Here is a 25,625-nt window from a genome sequence, read left to right on the forward strand (position 1 = left end):
TTTCATTGGATATATTTTGCAGTTTGATCTTACTATAGTGTTTTATTTTTAGAAATTTCAACCATGTTTTTAGAAATTTTATTTCATTATGCGATATTTATAAAAATACCAACCTCTTAGGATTGGTATTTATCAAGACGTTATATGAACTCAGCGTTTAATGGTTTTCTTTTTTTAATACATAAAGATCAGCCATCGCACCTTCGATTTTATTGCCTTCCATGTCCAATGCAGTTGCAGTGTTTTCACCAATAAAGAAGTAACGTTTATCGGGTTGAGTATCCAGAATAATCACAGAAGGTTTTTGCTCATCAAATTTAAAAGTACCTTTGGTCTCGATGGGTTTACCATCACTTTTGCCACCAAGATAAGTTTCTTTTAACTCAAAAGTTTTATCAGCTTTTAATTCTAGTTCAGTTTTAATACCTTCACAGTCGGCACAAGGTAATTTACCTTCATAATCACCCCCCCAGTCCAACGAGTTCTCAGCTGTATGAGCAGTATCGACAGCTGTTGCTGTTTCGGCAGGAGCAGATGCAACATGAGTTTGGTCCGCAGCAGCTGGTGTTGTTTCAGCTTGGTTTTCTTTTTTTGAACATGCCATTAATAAGGTCGTTGCGATTGCAATCCCAATAATTGATTTTTTCATTAGATGTGTCCAAGTATTTTTAAATCAAAACTTAGACTATAAAAATATAAGTCTTAGAAAAAGTGAGGATATGTAAGCAATTTGAATAAAATCATTCTTTTAGTATCAATTTGGTTGGTTTGTGTAGGTTTTGATAAGGTGATCATTTAAAAATCAGACGTTACGCCACCTAATGACTGACAAGCCGATTTATAAAGCTGATATTGCTGTTCAACCACTTCATCCAGTGGCATATCAAACAGCGTTTGACCTTCTTTATATTGTTCAATATAAGTACTGGCTTTCTGTTTGCTTACGGCTAAGGATTGCTGATGAAAAGTGTTGATATTACTTTGAGGCATATCATGCACTTCAATATTTTTGCATTGAAAGTGTTCAAGCATTTTTTCTGCGCTTTTAATTTCACTCGAGCTTCCTAGTGCGCAGCCAAACAATAAAGCAGAACTCGCCATAATAAAGAAAAATTTCATAAAATTGAGTGAAAGTAAAAGTGGAGTAATATTTTATAAGGATTTTAAAATAAAAAAGTTGGCGTATTTGAAAAAAGTGCTTAAATTTTGGCTAATTAAGCACTTTTAAACCTCTATACTGGAAATTTAGTTTTTCACCAAGCCGCCATCTACCATTAAATTTTGGCCAGTGATGGCCCGTGACCAAGGCGATAAGAATAGCAGAACGGCATCGGCAAATTCCTGCGGTGTTGTGGTTCGTCTGAGAGGGGTGGATGCTGCAATTAAATCGAATACTGCATCAGGAGTTGCTTTACTGGCATCCGTGGTTTGTAGCAAGCCACCCGAGAGCATGTTGATATTAATGCCAAATGGTCCTAATTCATGTGCACTGGTTCGAGTAAAAGCTAAAAGTGCTGCTTTGGCAGACGTATAATCATGGTAAGGCACTACAGGATTTTGCACCAGATTAGTTCCTATATTAATAATTCGTCCAAATTGCATGGCTTTCATGTCTTCAAGTCCAGCTTGTAAAGTGTTTAACGCGGCTTTTACTGCACCTTGAAATTGCTGTTGCATGGTCTCCCATGTCAAGTTCTCAATAAATGGACGAGCATCACCATTAAATTCAAACTGAATCAATGCATTATTAACTATAGACGTAATTCCACTTCCAAAATGATTTTTGGCTGCTTCAAACATGCGCAAAACCTGATCACTTTGGGTGACATCAGCTTGATAAATAAAAACGTGTTCTGGAAATTGTTGTTGTAAATTTTCGGCTGCTGTATGGCTTTTTAAATAGTTCACTACAACGCGGGAGCCTTGACTAAGTAAAGCGTGTGAAATTGCTAAACCTAAACCACGTGCCCCGCCAGTTACTAGCACGATTTGCTCTTGAATTTCCATGTTGAACCACTTTTAGATTGGATTAAAGACGACTCAAGATTAGGAAAAACCGAGACTGAAATCAAATATATATTTTCCTTTCAAGTGGGTGATAAATTAAGCATATAATTTGAAATACAATAATCTGCAAGTTATTGGTGCAGTTTTTGCATTATAAAAATGCCACTCACTTATGTCATAAAAGGATTGAAATGAATCAACCGCAAGACTTTATCGCCCAAAGGTCTAAAGCTTTGTGGTATGCCGAGTTGGAGTTGGGATTTAAGTATGATGGTCATCGCACCATTATGAATCATCGAAAACATTATGGTCCTGTTCGGGTGCAAAAAATGCTATGGCCCGAAAAAACAGGAGTTTGTCATGCGATTATTGTGCATCCACCCGCAGGAATTGCAGGGGGTGATCATTTAACTTTTCAAATTTCTACCCACCAAACTTCACATGCGGTAGTGACCACACCGGGTGCAGGTAAATGGTACAAAACTAATGGCAAGCAGGCGTTTCAGCATATTCATTTAAATGTAAAAGAGCATTCCATATTAGAGTGGTTGCCGCAAGAGACCATGTTATTTGATGGTGCAAATGCACATTCAGAAACCCACATTCACTTAGATCAACCTGCTAGTTTTATTGGTTGGGATATGTTGGTGCTTGGACGACAGGCACGTGCTGAGACCTTTCAGAGCGGTGCGTATGCCAATCAATTTAAACTTTATCGTGAACAAAAACTTTTAGTCGCAGATACGCTACGTTTTCAAGGGCAGGATCGATGGTTATCTTCTTGTTTGGGCATGAATAAACAGGCGGTAATGGGGAGTTTATGGGCAGTTGCTCCTGAACAATATCGTGCTTCTTCTTATTTAGAAGCGCAAATTGAACTGATTCGTGAATTAATGATGCGTATGGATGTACCCGTTACTTTAACTCGATTAGATGATGTCGTCTGTGCGCGTTTTCTAGGAGATGATGTCAGAATTTGTCACGATGCTTTTGCTGCGATTCGTGCACGATTACGCCGTTATTGGTATGGTTTGAATGAAGAATTTCCACGTATTTGGCGTACTTAGATATATGGCGTACTTAATAATGTGTTTTAGTCATATTACATACAAAGATCAAGATGGCGATTTGTGCATATATTTTGCTTCAACCTGAATAATCAAGATTAGGAATATTTATGGAACTTAATCCGACCGAAAAAGACAAGATGCTAATTTTTACTGCGGGACTTGTAGCAGAACGTCGCAAAGCCCGTGGTTTGAAATTGAATTATCCAGAAGCAGTGGCTTTTATTTCTGCCGCTTTGCTTGAGGGTGCACGTGATGGTATGAGCGTGGCTGACTTGATGCATTACGGAACGACATTATTAAGCAAAAATGATGTGATGGAAGGTGTACCTGAGATGATTGCGGAGGTACAAGTCGAAGCGACTTTCCCTGACGGCTCCAAACTGGTCACGGTTCATCAGCCCATTGTATAACGATAACAAAGGAGAGCGGCATGATTCCTGGTGAAGTGATTACCCTAGATCGTGAGATTGAGTTAAATGTAGGACGACAGACCATAAAAATAACGGTAGCTAACACAGGTGACCGTCCTATTCAGGTGGGGTCACATTTTCATTTTGCTGAGGCAAATGATGCTTTGCAGTTTAATCGTGAACAAACCAAAGGTTATCGTCTGAATATTGCCGCGGGTACTGCCGTACGTTTTGAACCAGGTCAGAGCCGTGATGTAGAGTTGGTCGCATTGTCAGGTAAGCGAGAAGTTTATGGTTTTGCTGGACGTGTGATGGGCGCATTAGATTCAGAAATAAAATGATTTAGAAGGTCTATGATTATGAAAATGTCGCGTCGTGCATACGCTGAAATGTTTGGGCCAACGGTGGGAGATCGTGTCCGCTTAGCCGATACAGAACTGTTTATTGAAGTTGAACAGGATCTGACCACTTACGGCGAAGAAGTTAAGTTTGGTGGGGGGAAAGTCATACGTGATGGCATGGGCCAATCGCAAATGTTGGCGAATGAGGTTGCAGATACCGTTATTACTAATGCCTTGATTGTCGATTGGTGGGGCATTGTCAAAGCAGATGTTGGCCTTAAAAATGGACGTATCTGGAAAATTGGTAAAGCAGGCAATCCTGATATTCAACCCGATATTACCATTCCACTTGGAGCGGCGACTGAAGTTATTGCGGGCGAAGGTCAGATTTTGACTGCAGGCGGGATCGATACACATATTCACTGGATTTGTCCGCAACAGGTTGAAACTGCGTTGATGTCAGGTGTGACGACTATGGTTGGTGGCGGTACAGGCCCGGCCGCAGGAACCTCAGCGACTACTGTTACACCGGGACCTTGGCACATTGGCACAATGCTACAGGCAATTGATGATTTGCCGATGAATATTGGTTTATTGGGTAAGGGGAATTTAAGTTTACCTGAGCCGATTCGAGAACAGATTAGAGCAGGTGTGGTGGGGTTAAAGCTACATGAAGACTGGGGATCAACACCCGCCGCAATTGACAACTGTCTCAGCGTCGCAGATGAATTTGATGTACAAGTAGCGATTCATACTGACACGCTTAATGAAAGCGGTTTTTTGGAAGAAACATTGGCTGCATTTAAAAATCGTACTATTCATACTTATCATACCGAAGGTGCCGGAGGAGGACACGCGCCTGATATTTTAAAAGCTATCGGCCAAGCGAATGTACTTCCATCTTCAACAAATCCGACTAGACCTTATACCATCAATACCATTGATGAACATTTGGACATGCTGATGGTGTGTCATCATCTTGATCCTGCAATTGCCGAAGATGTCGCATTTGCAGAAAGTCGTATTCGCCGTGAGACCATTGCAGCAGAGGATATTTTGCAAGATCTTGGCGCAATTGCGATGATGTCCTCAGATTCGCAAGCTATGGGACGTGTCGGCGAAGTGATTATTCGTACTTGGCAAACTGCGCATAAGATGAAAATTCAGCGCGGTGCTTTAGACGGTGATCATTCAAGTCACGATAATAATCGTGTCAAACGCTATATTGCTAAATACACCATTAATCCTGCAATTACGCACGGTCTAAGTCATGAAATAGGCTCAATTGAAGAAGGTAAGTTGGCAGACTTGGTGCTGTGGAAACCTGCATTTTTTGGGGTGAAACCGTCAATGATTATTAAAGGAGGCATGATCGCGGCGGCACCCATGGGAGATATTAATGCCTCAATTCCAACACCACAGCCCGTACATTATCGTCCGATGTTTGGCGCTTATCCGCGAGGTGTGCATAACACTTGTATTACATTCTTGTCTCAAGTCGCGATAGAAGAAGGTGTAGTAGAAAGGTTAAAACTGAAAAAGCTGATCAGTCCATGTAAAAATACCCGAAATATTACGAAAGCAGATATGAAACACAATACCTATTGTCCAGTGATGGATGTTCATCCAGAAACGTATGAGGTCCGCGCGGATGGTAAATTGTTGACGTGTGAACCTGCTGACGTATTACCGATGGCGCAGCGTTATTTCTTGTTTTGACCATCAAAATTAAGTATGAGGAATTCTATGAAAATCTACACCCAGCGTCTCAATGAAATATTACCTGATCAGACTTTTGATACTGTCGAATTGACTTTTGATACACGACAAAAATCGCGTTTCCGTGCCACTTTAGCCAATGGCACAGATATTGGTGTTGATTTACCACGTACCGGCATTTTACGCAGTGGATCTTTTATTGCCACTAACAACGGTGAGATATTACGCGTCGATGCCAAACCAGAACAACTCATGCAAGTGATGGCCAAAACTGATTTTGAATTACTTAAGGCCGCTTATCATCTAGGTAATCGTCATGTACCTTTAATGTTGACGCCTTATGCGCTTTATTTTGAGCCTGATCATGTATTGGCAGAAATGGTCGAGGGTTTAGGGCTGGACGTAAAACAAGTTGAACATGCTTTTGAACCCGAAAGTGGCGCTTATGCACAGCATGCGCATGATCATCGTTTAAGTCCAATCAAGTCCTTACATCATGTCCATTAAGGCTGCGCAACTACTCAAGCTGTTGACCTTGTCATCAACGGCGTTGCCTGTAGGCGCATATTGTTATTCTCAAGGTGTTGAAAGTGCAATTGAAACAGGATTGATTCAGGATGAAGCCAGTAGTGTGGCCTATTTTGAAGAAGTGCTGGAAATGCTTTTGATACGGTTTGAATTACCTGTATTGAAACGTTTAATGACGTCTTATGCCAATGATGTGCAGTTTTTATATTGGGCTGATTTATATAAAGCCAGCCGTGAGAGTAAAGAACTCTTGGCAGAGTCACAGCAGCTGGCATTTTCATTAAATGCATGGATTAAAGATGTCTTGAAAATGCCTGTTGAAGTGAAAAAACAATATGGTTTTGTACCTGTTTATGCACAATTATGTGGCCGTTTAGGTTTAAACGAAGCGGATGTTTTAACGGCTTATAGTTTTAGTGTGCTGGAAAACCAAGTCTTGGCAGCTGTTAAAACTGTACCGCTGGGTCAGATGAGTGGACAGCGGATTTTGTGGCATTTACATCATCTAGTGCCACAGGCAGTCGAACAGGCTTTAGCATTAGCAGATGATGAGATCAGCAGTGCCTTACCCCAATATGCCATGTTTAGTATGCGACATGAAACCCAGTATTCGCGATTATTTAGATCCTAAATTTTTACTACAACATTTTAGTTATCTTTCAAAAATGTAAGTGAAAAACTAGGTGTATAAAATTTTATAGAGTTATAGAAATAGGAATCAAAAATGACAGAACGTAGTCCTTTACGTGTAGGTATTGGTGGTCCAGTGGGATCAGGTAAAACTGCACTGACCTTAAACTTATGCCGTGCATTGCGTAATAAATACAACATGGCGGTTGTGACAAATGACATTTATACCAAAGAAGACTCTAATTTCCTGACACGTAATGAAGCGATGTCGCCAGACCGTATCGTGGGTGTTGAAACTGGCGGTTGTCCGCACACAGCAATCCGCGAAGATGCATCTATTAATCTGGCGGCGATTGATGACTTATGTGAAAAGTTTGGGGGTTTGGAACTAATCATCATTGAAAGTGGCGGCGATAATTTGGCTGCAACATTTAGTCCAGAATTGTCTGATCTCACTTTGTATGTGATTGATGTGGCAGGCGGTGAGAAAATTCCACGTAAAGGCGGCCCAGGCATTACCAAGTCAGATTTACTTATTATTAATAAGACTGATCTTGCGCCGATGGTAGGGGCAAATCTTGACGTTATGGAACAGGATGCCAAACGTATGCGCGGCGAAAAACCTTTTTTATTTTCAAACATGAAAACAGAAGATGGTTTAACCCAAATTATTGAATTCATTGAAAAGCAAGGCTTATTTAAAGCTTAAGGAGGCGCTATGCGCGCATTCAACAAACAGCTATTAGTGGTCATGTTTGGTTTTTTGCCGATGATCACTATGGCTCATCCTGGACATGATCAGACGCATTTGGGATTTTGGGAAGGCTTAATCCATCCTTTTACTGGACTTGATCATCTAATGATGGCGATTGGGTTTGGTGTATTGTTGTGGACCGTGGCAAAACAATGGCGAATTTTAGGCATATTGGGTTTAAGCTTAAGTTTGGTAATTGGCTTTATTCTGGGCGCAAATCAGATTGTATCAGCAAGTGTGGCTGAGTATGGCATCGTTGCTTCTTTGGTGGTGCTAGCGATTGCACTATGGAGCAGATCCTATCGCGTATTACCGATAGCCGCTGTATTGATGGCGAGTTTTCACGGAATAGCGCATGGGGTTGAACTTGCGCCACAAGGTCATACAGTGGGGTTAGTGCTCGGCATGATCTCTGGTATGACGATTTTATATGTTATGGGTCTGGGTTTGGGTGAATTCATTCGCCGCTATGTGCCTTATGGTCGTAAGATCATGGCAGGTTTGGCCGCCATCGTTGCCGTAGTTGGTTTAACTTAGTGAATTGTATTTATTCAAGTTTAAAGGTAGCGTATGCTACCTTTTTTATTCTTTTTTTAAGAGACAATGGGTTTTCATAAAATCATTTTCAGGATATTTATTGTATGGGATATTACATATTTACCCTATGCTTATGCCTATGATTTTTTTGCCGAAAATTCTTCAACACAGGTGGCAGAGGTCGAATATAGCCCTGAGAATACAGATTTGAATCAAATACAAAAACATTTGGCTGAACAGCATGAACAAGAAGAAAATAATTATGAGATTCTGAAAAATCCTTTTTACTCCAACGAACGTATCAATATCTACAACTACACCGCTTATAATGCTGATAGCCTAAAAAATAAAATGATCAATGGTGGTTCAGAGCATATAAGTGCCAATGATTTGTCCATTTCATTTGGCTATGGCATGACCTATAAAATTAATACACAACATAAAGTGGGTTACGAATATATTTCAAGTTTTCCTTATGATCGTGGCCAATTGATCCGTATTTTTTGGATTTGGTCTTTTTAAGATTGCAGTTAAGTATATTTACCGATTTAACATAACAGATATAGAGCATATCTAAATTACTTGTATTTTCTTCAAATTGATTTGTCTGGTTTCAGGCAGACTGATTGCAGTTTGAAAAGCAAGAGAGTTTAGGATGATGAAAAAAATACGTTCTTTAGTTTTGATTGTTTTGAGTTTATTTGGATGTATTTTGAGTTTACCTAGTCAGGCCCAAAACAATACACTAATCTCTAGTCAATTTATGATGCACCATTCAAAACATTGGAGCTTGCAGCCTCAGCAGCAAAATGACGATGATGATGTACGTGAACTTCGTGAGGAGGAAATGGTTCGTGATATTCGACCTGTTCGACTGGACCGTCCTCAGTAAATAAATGTTTAGACCAACGTTGAGACCACCAAAAAAGCTCCAGAAGCAAACAATAACGAGAGCACGATTTGTTTGAACTGCTTTTCTGAGATTTTATAAAATAACTGCGCGCCCAATATTGCTGGAACAGTAACACTGACCATCAGGGCAAAAATATAAGGCCATTGTCCGAATTGCACAGTACCTTGAAAAATATAGACAGCAAAAGTAAACAGCTGAATCCCAAAATTAAAATGTCTGAGGATGTAACGTTGTTCAATTTTACTTAAACCCTTAAGCATGACCCAAGCAGAGGGCAATGAACCGCAAAAACCACCCAGTCCACCTAACACACCACCAAAAAAACCAATCATTGCATCTGTTTTTTTGCCTAAGCTTTTTAATGATTTAAATTCAGGGGTAAAGTACATCACTGGACACCAGATCAGTAAAAAAAGACCTAAGATCAGTTTAAAAGTCTGCGCATTAATTTGATGTAAAAGGTACGTTCCTAAAGGAACTCCGATTAAGCCTGCGATGATATAAGGAAGAACCAGAGATACATTGAGCTGATGTGGGCGTTCTTTACTCAGTGCGATAATATGGCTCCATAAAGAAGCAAAAACCACAAGTGGAGCAGCCATTTGAGGCGGTAAAGCCCACACCCAAAAAGACATGGCAACCAAGGCAAAAGCAAAACCCGTTAGTCCCTGAACAAAACCTGCAATACACGCGCCGACTAAAAATAATGACCATGATTGCATAAATGTTTATCTCATTATTTAGACGAAGGATTTAATTTTTTTGGAAAAGTCCTGCGCGAACTGTGCCTGCCTTGGTGGATTTTATCAACTGCCATGATGATGGCAAATCTAACCGATTCAGTTCCTGATCTGCTTCGACATAAATAAATGCTTGCTCTTTTAATAAAGGATCGATCAATGCGGAAAGATCTTTCCAAAGTTGCAGGGTGTAGGGCGGATCAAGAAAAACCACATCAAACTGCTGATTAAGTTTTGGTAATACCTGTTGTGCGGTTGCAACCTTTAACTCACAATTTTGTGCGGCGAGAAGTTGAATATTTTGCTTCAGGATTTTAGCTTGAGTTAAATCAGGTTCGATCATCAGAACTGAACTAGCCCCGCGTGATAGTGCCTCAAAAGCCAAAGCACCTGAACCTGTACAAACGTCCAGCACCACAGCATTTGGAATGTCCCACATCAACCAATTGAATAAGGTTTCACGAACCCGATCTGGAGTAGGCCGCAATCCATCTATACTTGCAAAAGGAAGAACACGACGTTTCCATTCTCCTCCAATAATTCTGAGTTGATTCTTCATTACTCCGTATCCTCGGCAGTAATGGGAACAGATGCAGGTGCAGCTTGTGTTTGAGGTTTTTGTTCAGGTTTTTTCTTATTAAGATTGGCACTCGGATCAGCTTCTAGTATGGCACTACTTGGAAGTTCACCAGGCTTAATTCCTGCGGTCATTAATCCACCGCTAATTTGATGGTTTGCTGGGCGAATTTGCTCTTTTTTACGGTTGACAAGCCAATAATCAAATATAGGTTTGGCAAGCTGAGCGGCTGAACCCCCATGGCGGCCATTTTCCCAAATGACTGAAATGGCAATTTCAGGATTTTCGGCAGGCGCAAATCCAACAAATAAACCATGATCCAGTTGGCGCTGGGTAAGAATGGACTCGTTATAGCGTTTACCCTGTGCAATACTTTTAACTTGTGCAGTTCCAGTTTTACCCGCAATTTGATAAAGCGGTGTACGAATACCACGTCCAGTACCAGATTGAACTACATCGACCATTGCATCACGCATATTGATCCAGTCTTGTTCAGTCCCATTAAAATTGATTTTGCCATCTGGCGCATTGTGAATTTCATGTTTTTTTGCCCCACGAGTGGCACGTAATACATGCGGGGTCACATGCGCACCATGATTAGCCGTAATCGCGGTTGCCATTGCGAGTTGAAGTGGAGTAGCAGTAAAAGCACCCTGACCAATACTAACGGAAATAGTTTCACCTTTTAACCATTTTGATTTTCGGGTACGCATTTTCCATTCAGGACTTGGATAGAGACCGGTACTTTCACTAGGTAAATCAACTCCAGTTTTTTCACCGAAACCAAATTGACGCATCCAGTCATTCATGCGTTCGATGCCCATCTGATAGGACAATACATAAAAATAAGTATCACACGATTGAATGATGGCTTTGTGCATGTTTACGACACCATGACCAGTTTTTTTCCAGTCACGGAATTTATGTGAGTCACCAGGAAGATGGAAGTACCCTGGATCATTAATGGTCGTTGCCCAATCAACCAAACCATAATGAATACCACCCATAGCCTCCATTGGCTTGATCGTGGAACCGGGAGGATAAGCTCCCTGAACCGCACGGTTATAAAGTGGCTGATCCAGATTGTCGCGCAATGCACTATAGTCTGTACCGCTAATACCAGTAACAAATAGATTTGGATTAAAACTTGGACTGGAAACCAGTGCTAAAATTTCACCTGTGCGCGGGTCTATTGCTACGATTGCCCCACGTTTGTCTGCCAGTTGTTCTGCCGCAACCACTTGTAGGCCATAATCCAAAGACAGATATAAATCATTCCCGCGAGTGGATTCTTTACGACCTAAGTGCCTGAGAACATTCCCATGTGCATCGGCCTCAATAGATTCATAGCCAGGCGTACCATGCAATAAATCTTCGTAGGTTTTTTCAACTCCGATTTTCCCAATCAGGTTCGTTCCTGCATAAATATCACTATTAATCGATTTTAATTCTTTATCATTGATTCGACCCACATAACCAATCACATGAGCAAATAAATCACCATGTGGATAATAGCGTGTCATTTGGGTTTCAATCCGTACCCCAGGAAACTTATATTTTACTTCACTGAATTTAGCGATATCTGTTTCTGTTAGATTCAGCTTAATCGACACTCGTTCGGTTTTGCGTGCAGTTTTGATTCGTGATTTAAAACGATCAATATCATCCTGACTGAGGCTTAAAATAGGGGTCAGTTGTTCAACCGTGCCTTCAATATCTTCAATATCGGCTTTGCTTAGTGTTGCAGTAAAAACTGGATAATTATCTGCAAGCAAAACACCATTGCGATCATAGATATAACCTCGCGCAGGAGCGAGAGGTTGTAAGCGGATACGGTTTTTATCAGAAGCTGTTGAGAACTCCTCATAATGCACAATTTGCAAATATGCATAACGACTAAGCAGTAGTAATAAAGAACAGCAAACTAGTCCAATGGCAAAAAAGATTCGCCCTCGATAAATGCGCTTTTCTTGCTGATTATCTTTTAAAGGAAAGTGCTGTTTCATACCTAACTGACTTGACAAAGCAGACCACAAAAATAGCCGACAAGTTTAACCCATTCGTCATCATAATTTTGGATATTTTTAAATTATTCACGAAATTTTTTTAATTGCTTTTTTGACCATGCAGACATCAAAATTGTAATGTGCTGTATATAAGAACGAAAATAATTCTGTTAAAGTCACAAATTGGATGAGTGGAATCCCCTATATCAGATAAATAGGGAAACATGGAGAAAATAATGAAAAAAATCTATCCCTTGGTCGTGCTTCTAGCCCTTAGTCAGGCAGCCTTTGCAGATGAAAATCGTTTTAAACCTGAAGCAAAACTCACCGAGGGAAGCGCATCGACATGGAATGCAGGTGCCGGGATTACCCAAAAATTAATTCATCTGAACGGTGAATGGGTGAATCCATATGGAATAGCCTATGCTAAAGTGGGTACTTATCTCAATGGCGACCATAACTTTGGTGGTCAAGTCGGTTTTCGCTATCCTTATTACCTCACTGGTGTAAATAAAAATGGCTATTATGTGGGGCTGTATGCAGGTTCAATTGAAAGTAAAGAAATCAATGGTGATGATAAAACCCGTTTAGGTGGTGGCGTTGATCTCTCTTATGTATGGCTGGATAAAGAACGAATCAGTACTGTTAGTGTAGGCATTGGTGCTGGCGAAAAGTTAAAAGATGCGAGTGGCGAGGTTGTAGCGGATATAGAACCCAAACTACAAGTTTCCTATACGTTAAGTATTGGCCTGTAATGTTTAATTGTAGCTTTAAAAATGTAGAAGCCCATAAAGTAGAATGAAATACGAGAGTAATGGATGTTAGAGTTCGTCAGTAATTTGTGGCAAGCCTTTTTAAACCGACCTGATCATCTGGCGGTCTTGAGTATTATTCCAGTAACTGCCTTTGTGACATGGGCACATGTGTGGATGGCTTTAAAAATGGTGTTTTACCCAATTAATTTTTGGGGATTCCACCTAGGGCCATTACCCGTCGGCTGGCAGGGGATAGTGCCAAGAAAAGCTGGACGTATCTCGGGCATTATTACCGATAATACTTTATCCAAACTAGGTTCCCTACGCGAATTTCTTGAGGCGATGGATCCTGCTGACATGGCACGGATTATTGGCGAGCAGGTTGGTTTTGAGCTTGAGCATTTGATTGATGAAGTCATGATTGATCGAAATGCGGTCCTCTGGGAAAATTTGCCTTATTCCATTAAGCGTCGTATTTATGCGCAGGCGCACAAACAATTACCTGCTGTGTTAAAAGAATTAGTGACTGAACTGACCATGAACGTCGAGTCACTTGTAAATATGCGTGAAATGGTTGTTAGCCAGATGGAAGGTGACCGCCGTTTAATGGTACGCATGTTTTTAAAAGTGGGTCAAAAAGAAATCAATTTTATTTGGCATATTAGTGCATTAATTGGGATGTTTTTTGGTATTTTCCAAATGCTGGTGTGGTTCTTTGTGCCATGGCACTGGACAGTACCTTTCTGGGCTGCGATTTGGGGCTTTTTAACCAACTGGATTGCGATCTGGATGGTATTTAATCCGATTGAACCGCATTATATCCGCTATCCTCAGTTCTTTCGTTTAACGACTGACCGTAAGTTTCCGTGGGTTGTTCCCGTCATTCCACGTATTGGAACGTATAATGTTCAAGGCGCATTTATGAAGCGTCAGGAAGAAGTATCGGATGTATTTGCAAGTGTGGTCACCGAAGATCTGATTACTCTTAAATCCATTATGACTGAAATGATGTATGGCAGTAAAAAAGATAAAACTCGCCGAATTGTCAAGCGTCATATTAATGAAATAATGGAAACCCCGTTGGTAAGAACTTCACTACAGCTTTCCTTGGGACCACGTGAATATGCTAAACTTAAGACAGACTTGATTGATCGATCAATTGAAATTACGATGGTGCCTGTATGCGACCCTGCTTTTAATGCGAGCCGTGCACAGAAAATATTTCAAATGTTTCGTGATCGTATTCGTGAACTAACCCCCAAAGAGTTTCAGAATCTTTTGCGTCCTGCATTTCAGGAAGACGAATGGATTTTGATTGTGTTGGGTGGGGTCACAGGTTTTATCGCAGGTACGATTCACTTATTTGTTGCTTTCTTATAATTTAATTAGATGTTGGTAGGTATGGTCTATACAACCATAGTCAAAGACATCATGAAAATTGTTCTTAATGAGGATTTTTTGTTATGCGCATTATTTTACTCGGACCACCTGGAGCAGGTAAAGGTACTCAGGCTCAGTTGATCTGTAAGCGCTACGATATCCCACAAATTTCAACCGGTGATATGCTCCGTGCTGCAATTCGTGAAGGTACTGAACTCGGCCTTAAAGCTAAAAGCGTAATGGAATCTGGTGGTTTGGTATCAGATGAGCTGATTATTGGCTTGGTAAAAGAACGCATTGCACAACCTGATTGTGTTAATGGCTGCATTTTTGATGGTTTCCCGCGTACTATTCCACAAGCAGAAGCTTTGGAGAAAGAAGGTATTTCAATTGATCACGTGATTGAGATTGCTGTACCAGACGAAGAAATCATTAAACGTCTTTCAGGGCGCCGCCAACACCCTGCTTCTGGTCGTGTTTATCATATTGAATACAATCCACCAAAAGTCGAAGGTAAGGATGATGTAACAGGTGAAGAACTGGTACAACGTCCTGATGATCAGGAAGAAACGATTCGTAAACGTTTAGGATCTTATCATACTGAAACTGAGCAACTCGTAGGTTTTTATCAAGGACGTGCAGCATCTGGTGAAAATGCACCGACGTATGACAAACTAGACGGTTTACGTAAAATCGAAGATGTGCAAAAAGATTTATTTGCAATTTTAGATCAAACTAAATAAGCCGCATTATTTTGTTTTAAAAGAGCTCTGTTATGATAGGGCTCTTTTTATTTTTCAAGGTCGATTATTTTGAAGATCGCTTTAGTTGTTTTGGTGATTCTAAGTTTAGCTGGGCTTGGCTATTTACTTTATATTAGTTATAAAATGCTACGTCGTGTACAACAGCAGGAAGCACAGGAAAAAATACAAAATAAATCAATACATAAAGATCCTGTTAAATCTTCTGAAAAGAAGTCCGATTAAAAGAGTTTTATGATTGAATAGGTAGCGCACCTTTATGTGCCCCAAACTCAAAACGCTCAGGCCAATTACACACATCTGATACTACACATTCACCGCATTTGGGTTTACGTGCCACACAGCAGTAACGACCATGTAAAATTAACCAATGATGTGCATCCACGATAAATTCTTTAGGAATGACTTTAATTAGACGGTGTTCCACTTCCAATACATTTTTTCCAACTGCCAAACCTGTACGATTCCCTACGCGAAAAATATGGGTGTCGACGGCCATAGTGGGCTGACCAAACGCAGTATTTAATACCACATTTGCTGTTTTGCGTCCCACACCTGGTAATGCTTCAAGTTCAGGTCGGGTACTCGGAACTTCACCTTGATGCTTTTCCAGTAAAATTTGACAAGTCTTGATGACATTTTCTGCTTTGGCGTTATATAAACCAATGGTTTTAATATATTCTTTAAGCCCATCCACGCCAAGCGCATAAATTTGTGCGGGTGTATGAGCCACAGGATAAAGTTTATCTGTCGCTTTATTGACACTCACATCTGTGGCTTGTGCGGAAAGCATCACGGCAATCAATAGTTCAAATGGTGAAGAATAATTAAGTTCAGTTTGTGGATGAGGTCGCTGAGCACGTAGACGTTCAAAAAACGTTTGAATCTGTTTTTTGGTCATATTCTTCACTGGCATTTAAAGCTCCTGAATTTCGCCTAAACGTTGCTGTAATTGATCAAGTTGCTGCTGTTTTGTAGGATCTGGCCGAACATTTAGCTGTTTTTCTAGTTTTTTGATTTGTGTCCGGATTTTAGCCAATTCGATCGTGGTTTTGGCATCTATCGAATTTGTTATTTTGGTCTTACCTTCAAGACGCTGAATAACTGGTATTTCTTCAAGCGCATTTGAAAACTGGGCGAATAACTCAGTGTCAATCTCAGCACGAACAACAGGTCCTTTACGATGAACGCGACGTAATTCTTCACGTTGAATATGAGCGTAATAACGTTGTCTTAAATCACTTTGTTCCTGCTGCTTTTGGAGGGGAGTTAAAAGCGGCTGTGGGTCTTCAATGAGATCAATACAATCTACAGGACAAGGAGGAATACACAGTTCACAGCCTGTACATAAGTCGCTTAGAACACTATGCATAAGTTTTCCGCTACCGATGATGGCATCAACAGGGCAGGCATTAATACATTTGGTACAACCAATACACTCATCTTCACGAATAATGGCTTTCATTCGTTGTGGACGGCCATCCTCTTGAATGGGCCAAACACTTGCCTCAGCTTGCAAAAAAGGCCGCTGTAACAATGTTGCAAGGGCATCTGCAACGGGCTGACCACCCGGAACACATTTATTGGCATCTTCACCTTCAACAATCGATTTTGCATAAGGTAAACATCCATCACGATGTCCACATAAACCGCATTGGGTTTGGGGTAATAGAGCATCAATTTCGCGGATTAGCGTAATAGCAGCATTCATGGGTTTGGCAAACTGAAGAAAAGATTAAAGAAGTAGCAGTGAAAATAAATGATACACAGACCAGCGTGCTATTTTAGCATGAAAAAAGCCTTAAGATATTGATCTATTATGGTTCTATAAATGCGTTAAAATAGCGCATGATTAAACAAAAGTGATATAGCTAATAAATAAAGTGTTTAAACTAATTATATGAATTATAAATAAAAATAAAAAAATATAAATAATGATTGTGCTTGGGTGCCAAACATTATTTAATCAGTTGCTCTAAAATTTATCATTCTTTGAAAAATTTGCACAATATTGAATCATTTTACAACTGAGGACGAAGCGTTGAAATATACTAGCCTTAACGACTTCCTAAACGCCGTGAAAGCACGGGATCCGCATCAACCAGAATTTCTACAAGCCGTTGAAGAAGTCATGATGAGCTTGTGGCCCTTTATTGAAAAGCATCCTGAATATGCAGAGTATGGTTTGCTGGAACGTTTGGTCGAACCTGAGCGCGCAATTCAATTTCGTGTATCGTGGGTCGATGATCAAGGTCAAACGCAAGTTAATCGTGCTTTTCGGGTGCAATATAATTCTGCAATTGGACCATTTAAAGGCGGGATGCGTTTTCATCCTTCTGTTAATTTATCTATTCTCAAATTTCTAGGTTTTGAACAGACCTTTAAAAATGCATTGACGACCTTGCCTATGGGTGGCGGTAAAGGTGGTTCAGATTTTGATCCTAAAGGAAAGTCTGAAGGCGAAATCATGCGTTTTTGCCAGGCATTAATGATTGAACTTTATCGTCATTTAGGACCAGATACAGATATTCCCGCCGGTGATATTGGGGTAGGTGGGCGTGAAGTCGGCTACATGGCAGGTATGATGAAAAAACTCAGTAATAATACTTCATCTGTATTTACTGGTAAGGGAATTTCTTTTGGCGGCAGCTTAATGCGTCCTGAGGCTACAGGTTACGGTACGGTTTATTTTGCAGAAGAAATGTTAAAAACGCACGGAACACATTTTCAGGATAAAACAGTTGCAATCTCAGGTTCAGGAAATGTTGCCCAGTTTGCTGCTGAAAAAGCGATGTTTCTTGGTGCAAAAGTCGTGACATTATCTGATTCCAACGGCACGGTTTATCTAAAAAATGGGTTTACCGATGAGCTTTTAGTTGAAATCATGGAGCTTAAAAATAAAAAGCGTGGCCGTATTTCTGAGTTCGCATCTAAATACGGTTTTGAATATTTCGAAGGGAAAACGCCATGGCATATTCCTGTCGATATTGCTTTGCCGTGTGCCACTCAAAATGAATTGACGGCGCAAGATGCTGAAGTTTTGATTAAAAATGGAGTAATCTGTGTCGCTGAAGGTGCAAATATGCCATCGACATTGGGCGCAGTTGAGAAATTTATTGAGGCTAAAATTTTATATGCGCCAGGTAAAGCGTCAAATGCGGGCGGGGTAGCTACTTCTGGTCTTGAAATGTCACAGAATGCAATTCGTCTAGCGTGGTCTCATGCAGAAGTTGATGAGCGCTTACATGCCATTATGAAAGATATTCACGCGAACTGCGTGAAGTATGGAACCAAAGACGATGGTTCTGTGAATTATGTAGATGGTGCCAATATTGCAGGTTTTGTAAAAGTCGCTGATGCCATGTTGGCACAGGGTGTGTTTTAAATCTACAAATATGTAAATGCACATAAAAAAACCGATGCTCAATGCATCGGTTTTTTTATTCATATTTTGAGGTTATGGTTTTTTAACCATTTCCTGTTCAACAGTCATGTCGTGCACATAAGCATATTTTGACTGATCAGCCGCAGGGTTTTTACGTTCATAACGTTTTACCCGAATAATTACACGTTGATCATCACGATGCTGATAGCCTTCGATTTGATCATAAAACAATGTCCAGTCTTTATCGACCTGAGTTTTGATGCCTTTACCATCATATTTAATTTCACGAACCTGTAAGCAGGTTTGTGGCGCTACGCCAGTGCATTGTTTGGTTTCTGGAGCGATTTCCAGAAAAATAATTTCACCCTGAGACTGATACTTAGTTTCAGGAGTCATAGTTCCTTTAAATTCATATTGTTGACCATTCGATGCGGTAATAGTCAGGGTGGGTTGCTCAATAGAGGAAGTATTTAATTCAAATTTATTTTTTTGATCGCTTAAAAGACCGCTTGCGAATCGTTCATTCTTCATGAGAGCAGGTTCACAAGCTTTCATAGTTGAAACTAGAGAGGATGTAATTAATTGATTATTTTCGATTTTCCATGAGCCGCCCTGATTATTACAGCCCGTAATAATACTTAAACGATTTTCAGAAAAATTTAATTGAACTGGGCGAGGGGTACCATCTGGCTGATATGACCATGTATAAGCGCTCAAAATTTTGTTTGCATTCATTTGTTTTTCTGCATGAATTACGGCTGGAGCTGAAGTCTGTTGAACAGATTGGCATGCCACAATGGAAAAAGGTAAAAGAGCAAGGATTAAACATCTGATTTTCATTTAATAGTACAATTATTGCTTTAACAGACTGTATATTAATAGATTATTAGAAAAATAAAACAAGAACAATGCAGGCTTTCAGTTTCATATTGTATTTATTTTGCAACAATGACGTCATCTTAAAAAAATTATAAATTTTCTAAAAAATGGTTATCTTCTAAAGGCTTGTAAATTTATAAATGACTTTAATTAAGTTTTTTATAGTAATTCTTACCTTCATAACTATTATAACTCTGGCATTCTGCATGTATAGAATCCAGCAAATTGACACATGTGATCAAGATAATGAGAAGGACGAAGCTCTGTAAAATACAGAACTTCGTCCTTAAATGTTACTTGGTTAAATCATCCAACTCTTACTGAGAAAGATTAAATTTTAAGAGGATTCCTTGTTTAGCTTTACGCAATTGAATCATCTAAATTCGGTGCCAACCAACGTTTTGCTTCATCCAGTGTCCAACCTTTACGTTTTGCATAATCTTCAAGTTGATCCTGAGAAATTTTGCCAACGTTAAAGTATTCACTGTCTGGATGCGAATAGTAGAAGCCACTCACAGAAGAAGGGGGCATCATGGCAAAGTGCTCAGTCAACTTGGTCCCTATCTTCGCTTCAGAACCCAACCAGTCAAATAACACGGCTTTCTCAGAATGTTCTGGACAAGCAGGATAACCCGGCGCAGGACGAATACCGACATATTTCTCTTTAATTAAAGCGTCGTTATCTAAAGTCTCATCGGCTTTGTAACCCCAGAACTCCTTACGAATACGTTCATGCAAATGTTCAGCAAAAGCTTCAGCAAAACGATCAGCTAGAGATTGAACCAAGATCGCAGAGTAATCATCACCTTTGGCTTTATAGTCATTCGCCAATTCTTCTGCACCGAAAATTGACACAGTGAAACCACCCAGATAATCGGTATTGTCTTTTGATGAGCTAATGAAGTCGGCTAAAGATAGATTTGGCTTACCTGTGACTTTGTCAGATTGCTGACGAACATGTTCAAACGTATGCGTGACATTTTGACCATTTTCATCAAAAACGCTGACGCTATCTGCACCCGTACGTTGAGCTGGATATAAACCAAACACCGCACGTGCATCAAAACGATGATTCTCAATAATGTCTTTAAGCATGGCTTGTGCTTGCTTGTATAAATCAGTGGCTGCTTCACCCACTACTTCATCTTTCAAAATTTTAGGGAACTTACCTGCCAAACTCCAAGAAATAAAGAAAGGTGTCCAGTCAAAATATGGCACTAAAGTTTCAAGCGGATAATTTTTAATAACGTGTGTACCTAACGCATTTGGTTTTGGTGGCACGTAGTTTTCATCAACTTTGAAACCATTTGCAATCGATTCAGCATAACTGAGTTTAGCTGCTTTTGGTTGCTTGTTGGCTAAGCGTTCACGAATTTTGGCATATTCTGCTCTATGTTCTGCAATAAAATTACCACGCATTTCTTTCGAGAGCAGAGTTGTTGCTACGCCCACCGCACGCGAAGCATCGGCAACATAAATCACGGCATCATTTGAATATTGTGGATCGATTTTTACTGCGGTATGTGCTTTCGATGTGGTTGCACCACCAATCAATAAAGGGATATTGAAACCTTTTCGTTGCATTTCTTTGGCAACAAAGACCATTTCATCCAAAGATGGGGTGATCAAACCAGACAAACCAATGATGTCACATTTTTCATCAATGGCAGTTTGCAGAATTTTTTCCGCAGGTACCATCACTCCAAGATCAACAATATCGTAGCCATTACAGCCTAAAACCACGCCGACGATATTTTTACCAATATCGTGTACATCGCCTTTTACGGTCGCCATCAACACTTTACCTTTAGATTGGCTACCTGTTTTTTCAGCTTCGATGTAGGGGTTTAACCATGCCACGGCTTGTTTCATCACACGTGCAGATTTCACCACTTGCGGCAAGAACATTTTACCTGAGCCGAACAGGTCACCGACCACGTTCATACCATCCATCAATGCACCTTCAATAACATCCAGTGGACGTTTGGCTTTTAAACGGGCTTCTTCGGTATCTTCATCAATATACGTAGTGATCCCTTTCACAAGCGCGTATTCAAGGCGTTTTTCAACTGACTCATTTCGCCATTCCAGATTTTCAGCTTCACGCTGTGCACCACTGTGACCACGGAATTTCTCCGCTACTTCAAGCAGTTTTTCTGTAGCATTTTGACCAGATTCACCTTGGTTCTGGTTTAGAACCACATCTTCAACGGCTTCTTTGAGTTCTTTGGGAATATCATCATAAATCGCCATTTGACCTGCATTGACGATTCCCATGGTCATGCCTTGTTTAATGGCATGGTAGAGAAATACCGAGTGAATTGCTTCACGGACAGGTTCATTGCCACGGAAGGAGAAGGAAACGTTAGAGACACCGCCAGAAATCATGGCATGAGGCAAGTTTTGTTTGATCCAGCCTGTGGCTTCAATAAAGTCCACAGCATAATTGTTGTGTTCTTCGATTCCCGTTGCGACTGCAAATACGTTCGGGTCAAAAATAATGTCTTCAGCAGGGTAGCCTACTTCATTGACCAAAATGTCATAAGAACGTTTACAAATTTCACGTTTACGTGCAGCTGTATCTGCCTGACCAACTTCATCAAAAGCCATGACAATAATTGCAGCCCCAAACTGGCGACACAAACGTGCTTTTTCAACAAATTCGTCATACCCTTCTTTTAGGGAAATCGAGTTAACAACAGGTTTGCCTTGTACACACTTCAAGCCTGCCTCAATGATTTCCCATTTTGAGGAGTCAATCATGATTGGCACACGAGAGATATCTGGTTCAGACGCGACAAGATTCAGGAAGTGTACCATCGCATTTTGCGAATCGAGCATGCCCTCATCCATGTTGATGTCGATGATTTGTGCGCCTGCTTCAACCTGTTGCTGTGCAACGTCTAAGGCTTCACTAAAATTTTCTTCGCGAATTAAACGCAGGAATTTTTTTGAACCCGTCACGTTAGTGCGTTCGCCAACATTTACAAAAAGTGAATCATCATAAATATTAAATGGTTCTAAACCACTTAAACGGCAAGCGGGTTTAGTCTCAGGGATTTGGCGTGGTTTGATGTCTTTTACTGCGTTATAAATCGCACGAATATGATCAGGTGTTGTACCACAGCAACCGCCTGTAATATTGATTAAACCACTTTCGGCAAACTCTTTTAAAAATGCCGCGGTTTGCTCAGGAGTTTCATCATATTCACCAAAAGCATTTGGTAAGCCAGCATTCGGGTGCGCTGAAACAAAAGTATCAGCAACATCAGAAATCGTTTTCACGTGTGGACGCATTGCATCTGCGCCCAAAGCACAGTTAAACCCAATGGAAAGTAGATCGCCGTGACGCACTGAATTCCAAAACGCTTCCGCAGTTTGACCAGTTAAGGTACGACCCGATGCATCAGTGATCGTGCCCGAAATCATCAACGGGAGCTCTCGTCCAATTTGCTTGAATACTTCTTTGACTGCAAAGATTGCAGCTTTACAGTTTAAAGTATCAAACACGGTTTCGATCAAAAGGATATCTGCACCGCCTTCAATCAGCGCATGTGTTGCTTCAATATAGTTTTCTTTTAGTTCATCAAAAGTAATATTACGAAATGCTGGATCGTTCACATTAGGTGAAATAGAACAGGTCCGAGAGGTAGGGCCAAGTACACCAGCAACAAAACGAGGCTTATCAGGCGTCGAATATTTTTGACAAGCTTGCTTGGCTAAACGCGCAGCTTCACGGTTAATCTCAGGAACAAGGTCTTCCATGTGATAATCTGACATGGAAACACGTGTGCCGTTAAAGCTATTGGTTTCAATAATGTCTGCACCTGCATCCAGATACGCTTCATGAATACCTTGAATAATCTGGGGCTGTGTTAAAACCAATAAGTCGTTATTACCTTTTAGGTCAGAAGCCCAATCAGCAAAGCGTTCACCACGATAATCTTCTTCTTCTAATTTATGGCGTTGAATCATGGTTCCCATTGCACCATCAATAATCAAGATACGTTGGGCGAGAAGTGATTTCAGGGTGGCAAGCGTGGACATAAGAACCCCAGACGAAGTTTAAAAGGCGCATTATTGTAACAGAATCCCTAGCAATAGGTGGGTTTGATTGATCAATGAAATGCCCCAAAGGGATTCATACAATTTAGGATGAAGATGGTGATGATTTCATCAAAATGCAATATTCATGTTTCAGAATAAGACATCGATAAAAAAAGTACGCTGAAAGATGAAACTCTGTCATATTTCAGAATAATTGCTTCAAAATACTACACTTGAATGTCATAATTATTTTTTTGACTCAAGTTGTTGTATTTTATTAATTTAATTAATAAATTTGGCATATAATAACCCTAAAAATGGCCATTCATGAAGTCAAATGTCTAAAAAATGACTTCATTAGACCCCTATTTGTCATATAATTGTCATAATTTAATTTAAGAATATGGGGATTTTAACGATCCCCTCGAACCGTCTACATGAATTCAAATCTTCCTCCCGTTTCGGATTCAAATCATGTCGAAGCTGGACATGTTCAATCGACGAATGTACATGTACCTACACCGAAGTTTTTTATGCCGGTGTTTTTTACGGTTATTATTGCAACTCTGATTTACATCGCAGTTCAGGTGAATGCAGATTTGGCACATGTGCCTGCTTTAAGTTTATATTCCATGATTTTACTGGCAACTGCACTTTTCATTGCATTGGGCTTTGAGTTTGTGAATGGGTTTCATGACACGGCAAATGCTGTGGCGACGGTCATTTATACCAATGCACTGCCTGCGCCTGTTGCGGTCATGTGGGCGGGTTTCTGTAATTTTCTTGGTGTTATGGTGGCAAGTGGTGCAGTGGCCTACGGAATTATTGCGCTCTTACCTGTTGAACTGATCATGAACGTCAGCAGCGGTGCTGGGTTTGCCATGGTTTTCGCCTTGTTGATTGCCGCGATTATCTGGAATTTGGGAACTTGGTTTTTAGGAATTCCTGCTTCGAGTTCACATACTTTAATCGGTTCGATTTTAGGTGTGGGAATCATGAATCATCTGATTAATGCTGCAACGGGTAGTACCAGCGGCATTGATATGGATCAGGTAATTAAAGTAGGTAAAGCTTTACTCTTTTCTCCATTGATTGGTTTTGCCTTTGCTGCTGTTCTATTCCTATTAGTAAAAAAAGTATTTAAGCGCCAACTTGAACTTTTCCAACCACCAGAAGGTAATAAACCACCGCCACCGTTGATTCGTGCCATTTTAATTTTCACCTGTACAGGCGTAAGTTTTGCCCACGGTTCTAATGATGGCCAAAAAGGTATGGGTCTCATCATGTTGGTGTTGATTGGTTTGGTTCCAATGGCTTATTCATTGAATAAGAGTTTGGACGCGCAGCAATTACAAACCTTTGAGCAATTGTCTGGACAGACTTCAACCGTGCTTTATGCCCAGCATACTGATGTGGAAGATGAAAAAGCACGTATTATTTTGACTAAGTATATTCAGACCAAACAGCAAACGCCTGACGTGGTTCCTGCATTAGCTAGCTTGACTGAACATTTGGGTCAACGTGTCGGTAGTTATGGCAGTCTAAAAGATATTCCTGAAGATGCGATTGGTAATATTCGTAATGATATGTACTTAAGTACTACAACTTTTAAGCGTTTGGACAAGGCAGAAGCATTACCTGCAATGTCATCAGATCAGCAAAAAGTGGTTAAACAATATCGTGATAGTCTGGATTCTTTCCTGCAATATATTCCAACGTGGGTCAAAGTTGCAGTTGCGCTGGCTTTAGGTTTGGGAACAATGGTCGGTTGGAAGCGTATTGTGGTCACAGTCGGTGAGCGTATTGGTAAGCATCACATGACTTATGGACAAGGTATGTCAGCTGAATTGGTTGCAATGAGTACCATTGCAGCAGCTGATGGATTGGGGATGCCTGTTTCAACTACGCATGTATTAAACAGTGCGGTTGCAGGGACAATGGTTGCCAATAAATCGGGTTTAAATTTTAATACGATCAAAACGATTTTATCGGCTTGGGTATTTACTTTACCTGCAACTATCTGTTTATCGGGTGGTTTATATTGGTTGTTCTTGCAGTTTGTTGGCTAATTAAATCTTCATATAGCGAACAAAAGGTCACAAGAGTGGCCTTTTTCTTATCTGAATTTTTTACAAATAAACCTTTTATTTTCTACGATGTTTGATATTTTGTAGCTGAAAACTACT

General features: G+C 40.3%; 26 protein-coding genes. 16 read left to right on the forward strand and 10 right to left on the reverse strand.

From position 1 onward, the window contains the following. Positions 1–157: 157 nt before the first annotated feature. From IAE20_RS08340 to IAE20_RS08350, 3 genes are all read right to left on the reverse strand, one after another. Positions 158–649 (reverse strand): copper resistance protein NlpE, encoded by a 492-nt coding sequence (locus IAE20_RS08340; RefSeq protein ID WP_200482148.1) that lies wholly within the window; start codon positions 647–649, stop codon positions 158–160. Positions 650–795: 146 nt separating this feature from the next. Beyond that, a complete protein-coding gene (locus IAE20_RS08345; RefSeq protein WP_200460468.1) occupies positions 796–1,119 on the reverse strand; it encodes a hypothetical protein in 324 nt (107 codons plus the stop codon). A gap of 126 nt (positions 1,120–1,245) precedes the next feature. Then, the gene (locus tag IAE20_RS08350; protein WP_200482147.1) at positions 1,246–2,007 is read right to left on the reverse strand and encodes a 3-oxoacyl-ACP reductase; all 762 of its coding nucleotides are present in this window, start codon (positions 2,005–2,007) and stop codon (positions 1,246–1,248) included. A gap of 191 nt (positions 2,008–2,198) precedes the next feature. On the opposite strand from IAE20_RS08350, the gene IAE20_RS08355 reads away from it, so the two are divergent. The 10 genes from IAE20_RS08355 (at position 2,199) to IAE20_RS08400 (ending at position 8,888) form a co-directional block, all read left to right on the forward strand. After that, on the forward strand, positions 2,199–3,074 hold the full coding sequence (locus IAE20_RS08355; RefSeq protein WP_200482146.1) for an urease accessory protein UreD: 876 nt from the start codon (positions 2,199–2,201) through the stop codon (positions 3,072–3,074). A gap of 110 nt (positions 3,075–3,184) precedes the next feature. After that, positions 3,185–3,487, forward strand: coding sequence for an urease subunit gamma (gene ureA / locus IAE20_RS08360; protein WP_200482145.1), 303 nt, complete (start codon positions 3,185–3,187; stop codon positions 3,485–3,487). A 20-nt stretch (positions 3,488–3,507) separates the two neighbouring features. Further along, positions 3,508–3,828 (forward strand): urease subunit beta, encoded by a 321-nt coding sequence (locus IAE20_RS08365; RefSeq protein WP_200529618.1) that lies wholly within the window; start codon positions 3,508–3,510, stop codon positions 3,826–3,828. An 18-nt stretch (positions 3,829–3,846) separates the two neighbouring features. Further along, positions 3,847–5,547, forward strand: coding sequence for an urease subunit alpha (gene ureC / locus IAE20_RS08370; protein WP_200529619.1), 1,701 nt, complete (start codon positions 3,847–3,849; stop codon positions 5,545–5,547). Between the two features lie 27 nt (positions 5,548–5,574). Then, entirely contained in the window at positions 5,575–6,054 is a 480-nt protein-coding gene (ureE, locus tag IAE20_RS08375; RefSeq protein ID WP_200482144.1) for an urease accessory protein UreE, read from the forward strand. Further along, positions 6,044–6,706: an urease accessory protein UreF gene (locus IAE20_RS08380; protein ID WP_200460463.1), complete on the forward strand. Its 663-nt coding sequence runs from the start codon at positions 6,044–6,046 to the stop codon at positions 6,704–6,706. Before ureE ends, IAE20_RS08380 begins: the two co-directional genes overlap by 11 nt. Positions 6,707–6,799: 93 nt before the next feature. After that, a complete protein-coding gene (gene ureG, locus IAE20_RS08385; protein ID WP_200482143.1) occupies positions 6,800–7,414 on the forward strand; it encodes an urease accessory protein UreG in 615 nt (204 codons plus the stop codon). Between the two features lie 9 nt (positions 7,415–7,423). Further along, a complete protein-coding gene (locus IAE20_RS08390) occupies positions 7,424–7,996 on the forward strand; it encodes a HupE/UreJ family protein (protein ID WP_200460461.1) in 573 nt (190 codons plus the stop codon). A 66-nt stretch (positions 7,997–8,062) separates the two neighbouring features. Next, a complete protein-coding gene (locus IAE20_RS08395; protein WP_200460460.1) occupies positions 8,063–8,518 on the forward strand; it encodes a hypothetical protein in 456 nt (151 codons plus the stop codon). Positions 8,519–8,651: 133 nt separating this feature from the next. Next, positions 8,652–8,888 (forward strand): hypothetical protein, encoded by a 237-nt coding sequence (locus tag IAE20_RS08400; RefSeq protein ID WP_227610963.1) that lies wholly within the window; start codon positions 8,652–8,654, stop codon positions 8,886–8,888. Positions 8,889–8,896: 8 nt separating this feature from the next. Here the strand turns inward: IAE20_RS08400 and IAE20_RS08405 are convergent, their stop codons facing one another. Genes IAE20_RS08405 through mrdA form a run of 3 tightly spaced genes read right to left on the reverse strand, consistent with a single transcriptional unit; the run spans position 8,897 to position 12,232 of the window. Then, entirely contained in the window at positions 8,897–9,631 is a 735-nt protein-coding gene (locus IAE20_RS08405; RefSeq protein WP_200482142.1) for a sulfite exporter TauE/SafE family protein, read from the reverse strand. A gap of 31 nt (positions 9,632–9,662) precedes the next feature. Further along, positions 9,663–10,208 (reverse strand): 16S rRNA (guanine(966)-N(2))-methyltransferase RsmD, encoded by a 546-nt coding sequence (gene rsmD, locus IAE20_RS08410; RefSeq protein WP_200482141.1) that lies wholly within the window; start codon positions 10,206–10,208, stop codon positions 9,663–9,665. After that, entirely contained in the window at positions 10,208–12,232 is a 2,025-nt protein-coding gene (gene mrdA, locus IAE20_RS08415; RefSeq protein WP_200482140.1) for a penicillin-binding protein 2, read from the reverse strand. The genes rsmD and mrdA overlap by 1 nt, the downstream gene beginning before the upstream one ends. A 236-nt stretch (positions 12,233–12,468) precedes the next feature. On the opposite strand from mrdA, the gene IAE20_RS08420 reads away from it, so the two are divergent. The 4 genes from IAE20_RS08420 (at position 12,469) to IAE20_RS08435 (ending at position 15,353) form a co-directional block, all read left to right on the forward strand. Further along, the gene (locus tag IAE20_RS08420; protein ID WP_200460456.1) at positions 12,469–12,987 is read left to right on the forward strand and encodes a hypothetical protein; all 519 of its coding nucleotides are present in this window, start codon (positions 12,469–12,471) and stop codon (positions 12,985–12,987) included. A gap of 63 nt (positions 12,988–13,050) precedes the next feature. Further along, positions 13,051–14,367, forward strand: coding sequence for a hypothetical protein (locus IAE20_RS08425; RefSeq protein WP_200460455.1), 1,317 nt, complete (start codon positions 13,051–13,053; stop codon positions 14,365–14,367). 83 nt (positions 14,368–14,450) lie between these two features. Further along, entirely contained in the window at positions 14,451–15,110 is a 660-nt protein-coding gene (gene adk / locus IAE20_RS08430; RefSeq protein WP_200460454.1) for an adenylate kinase, read from the forward strand. Between the two features lie 69 nt (positions 15,111–15,179). Beyond that, positions 15,180–15,353: a hypothetical protein gene (locus IAE20_RS08435; protein ID WP_200460453.1), complete on the forward strand. Its 174-nt coding sequence runs from the start codon at positions 15,180–15,182 to the stop codon at positions 15,351–15,353. A 7-nt stretch (positions 15,354–15,360) separates the two neighbouring features. On the opposite strand, the gene nth is transcribed toward IAE20_RS08435, so the two are convergent. Beyond that, positions 15,361–16,044: an endonuclease III gene (gene nth / locus IAE20_RS08440; RefSeq protein WP_200482139.1), complete on the reverse strand. Its 684-nt coding sequence runs from the start codon at positions 16,042–16,044 to the stop codon at positions 15,361–15,363. Continuing rightward, positions 16,045–16,839: an RnfABCDGE type electron transport complex subunit B gene (locus IAE20_RS08445; protein ID WP_200460451.1), complete on the reverse strand. Its 795-nt coding sequence runs from the start codon at positions 16,837–16,839 to the stop codon at positions 16,045–16,047. Positions 16,840–17,127: 288 nt separating this feature from the next. Here IAE20_RS08445 and gdhA point away from each other — a divergent pair, with 288 nt between their 5' ends. Further along, the gene (gene gdhA / locus IAE20_RS08450; protein ID WP_320159392.1) at positions 17,128–18,513 is read left to right on the forward strand and encodes an NADP-specific glutamate dehydrogenase; all 1,386 of its coding nucleotides are present in this window, start codon (positions 17,128–17,130) and stop codon (positions 18,511–18,513) included. Positions 18,514–18,585: 72 nt separating this feature from the next. On the opposite strand, the gene IAE20_RS08455 is transcribed toward gdhA, so the two are convergent. Both IAE20_RS08455 and metH read right to left on the reverse strand, forming a co-directional pair. Continuing rightward, a complete protein-coding gene (locus IAE20_RS08455) occupies positions 18,586–19,353 on the reverse strand; it encodes an META and DUF4377 domain-containing protein (protein WP_200482137.1) in 768 nt (255 codons plus the stop codon). A 399-nt stretch (positions 19,354–19,752) separates the two neighbouring features. Then, complete coding sequence (gene metH / locus IAE20_RS08460; protein ID WP_200482136.1) at positions 19,753–23,439, reverse strand: methionine synthase; 3,687 nt, start codon at positions 23,437–23,439, stop codon at positions 19,753–19,755. 437 nt (positions 23,440–23,876) lie between these two features. Between metH and IAE20_RS08465 the strand changes: the two genes are divergently transcribed. Continuing rightward, the gene (locus IAE20_RS08465; protein WP_200460447.1) at positions 23,877–25,508 is read left to right on the forward strand and encodes an inorganic phosphate transporter; all 1,632 of its coding nucleotides are present in this window, start codon (positions 23,877–23,879) and stop codon (positions 25,506–25,508) included. Positions 25,509–25,625: the final 117 nt, after the last annotated feature.

The organism is Acinetobacter sp. S54, from assembly GCF_016624945.1.
Taxonomy (GTDB): domain Bacteria; phylum Pseudomonadota; class Gammaproteobacteria; order Pseudomonadales; family Moraxellaceae; genus Acinetobacter.

Bases quoted from the DNA above. Each gene is read 5' to 3' on its own strand.
- IAE20_RS08420 (WP_200460456.1), top strand. From the start codon at position 12,469: ATGAAAAAAATCTATCCCTTGGTCGTGCTTCTAGCCCTTAGTCAGGCA.
- IAE20_RS08400 (WP_227610963.1), top strand. From the start codon at position 8,652: ATGATGAAAAAAATACGTTCTTTAGTTTTGATTGTTTTGAGTTTATTT.
- ureG (WP_200482143.1), top strand. From the start codon at position 6,800: ATGACAGAACGTAGTCCTTTACGTGTAGGTATTGGTGGTCCAGTGGGA.
- IAE20_RS08445 (WP_200460451.1), bottom strand. From the start codon at position 16,839: ATGAATGCTGCTATTACGCTAATCCGCGAAATTGATGCTCTATTACCC.
- mrdA (WP_200482140.1), bottom strand. From the start codon at position 12,232: ATGAAACAGCACTTTCCTTTAAAAGATAATCAGCAAGAAAAGCGCATT.
- IAE20_RS08340 (WP_200482148.1), bottom strand. From the start codon at position 649: ATGAAAAAATCAATTATTGGGATTGCAATCGCAACGACCTTATTAATG.
- IAE20_RS08465 (WP_200460447.1), top strand. From the start codon at position 23,877: ATGAATTCAAATCTTCCTCCCGTTTCGGATTCAAATCATGTCGAAGCT.
- IAE20_RS08380 (WP_200460463.1), top strand. From the start codon at position 6,044: ATGTCCATTAAGGCTGCGCAACTACTCAAGCTGTTGACCTTGTCATCA.
- IAE20_RS08365 (WP_200529618.1), top strand. From the start codon at position 3,508: ATGATTCCTGGTGAAGTGATTACCCTAGATCGTGAGATTGAGTTAAAT.
- ureA (WP_200482145.1), top strand. From the start codon at position 3,185: ATGGAACTTAATCCGACCGAAAAAGACAAGATGCTAATTTTTACTGCG.
- ureC (WP_200529619.1), top strand. From the start codon at position 3,847: ATGAAAATGTCGCGTCGTGCATACGCTGAAATGTTTGGGCCAACGGTG.
- IAE20_RS08455 (WP_200482137.1), bottom strand. From the start codon at position 19,353: ATGAAAATCAGATGTTTAATCCTTGCTCTTTTACCTTTTTCCATTGTG.
- IAE20_RS08425 (WP_200460455.1), top strand. From the start codon at position 13,051: ATGTTAGAGTTCGTCAGTAATTTGTGGCAAGCCTTTTTAAACCGACCT.
- ureE (WP_200482144.1), top strand. From the start codon at position 5,575: ATGAAAATCTACACCCAGCGTCTCAATGAAATATTACCTGATCAGACT.
- IAE20_RS08345 (WP_200460468.1), bottom strand. From the start codon at position 1,119: ATGAAATTTTTCTTTATTATGGCGAGTTCTGCTTTATTGTTTGGCTGC.
- IAE20_RS08395 (WP_200460460.1), top strand. From the start codon at position 8,063: ATGGGTTTTCATAAAATCATTTTCAGGATATTTATTGTATGGGATATT.
- nth (WP_200482139.1), bottom strand. From the start codon at position 16,044: ATGCCAGTGAAGAATATGACCAAAAAACAGATTCAAACGTTTTTTGAA.
- rsmD (WP_200482141.1), bottom strand. From the start codon at position 10,208: ATGAAGAATCAACTCAGAATTATTGGAGGAGAATGGAAACGTCGTGTT.
- metH (WP_200482136.1), bottom strand. From the start codon at position 23,439: ATGTCCACGCTTGCCACCCTGAAATCACTTCTCGCCCAACGTATCTTG.
- IAE20_RS08355 (WP_200482146.1), top strand. From the start codon at position 2,199: ATGAATCAACCGCAAGACTTTATCGCCCAAAGGTCTAAAGCTTTGTGG.
- IAE20_RS08390 (WP_200460461.1), top strand. From the start codon at position 7,424: ATGCGCGCATTCAACAAACAGCTATTAGTGGTCATGTTTGGTTTTTTG.
- adk (WP_200460454.1), top strand. From the start codon at position 14,451: ATGCGCATTATTTTACTCGGACCACCTGGAGCAGGTAAAGGTACTCAG.
- IAE20_RS08405 (WP_200482142.1), bottom strand. From the start codon at position 9,631: ATGCAATCATGGTCATTATTTTTAGTCGGCGCGTGTATTGCAGGTTTT.
- IAE20_RS08350 (WP_200482147.1), bottom strand. From the start codon at position 2,007: ATGGAAATTCAAGAGCAAATCGTGCTAGTAACTGGCGGGGCACGTGGT.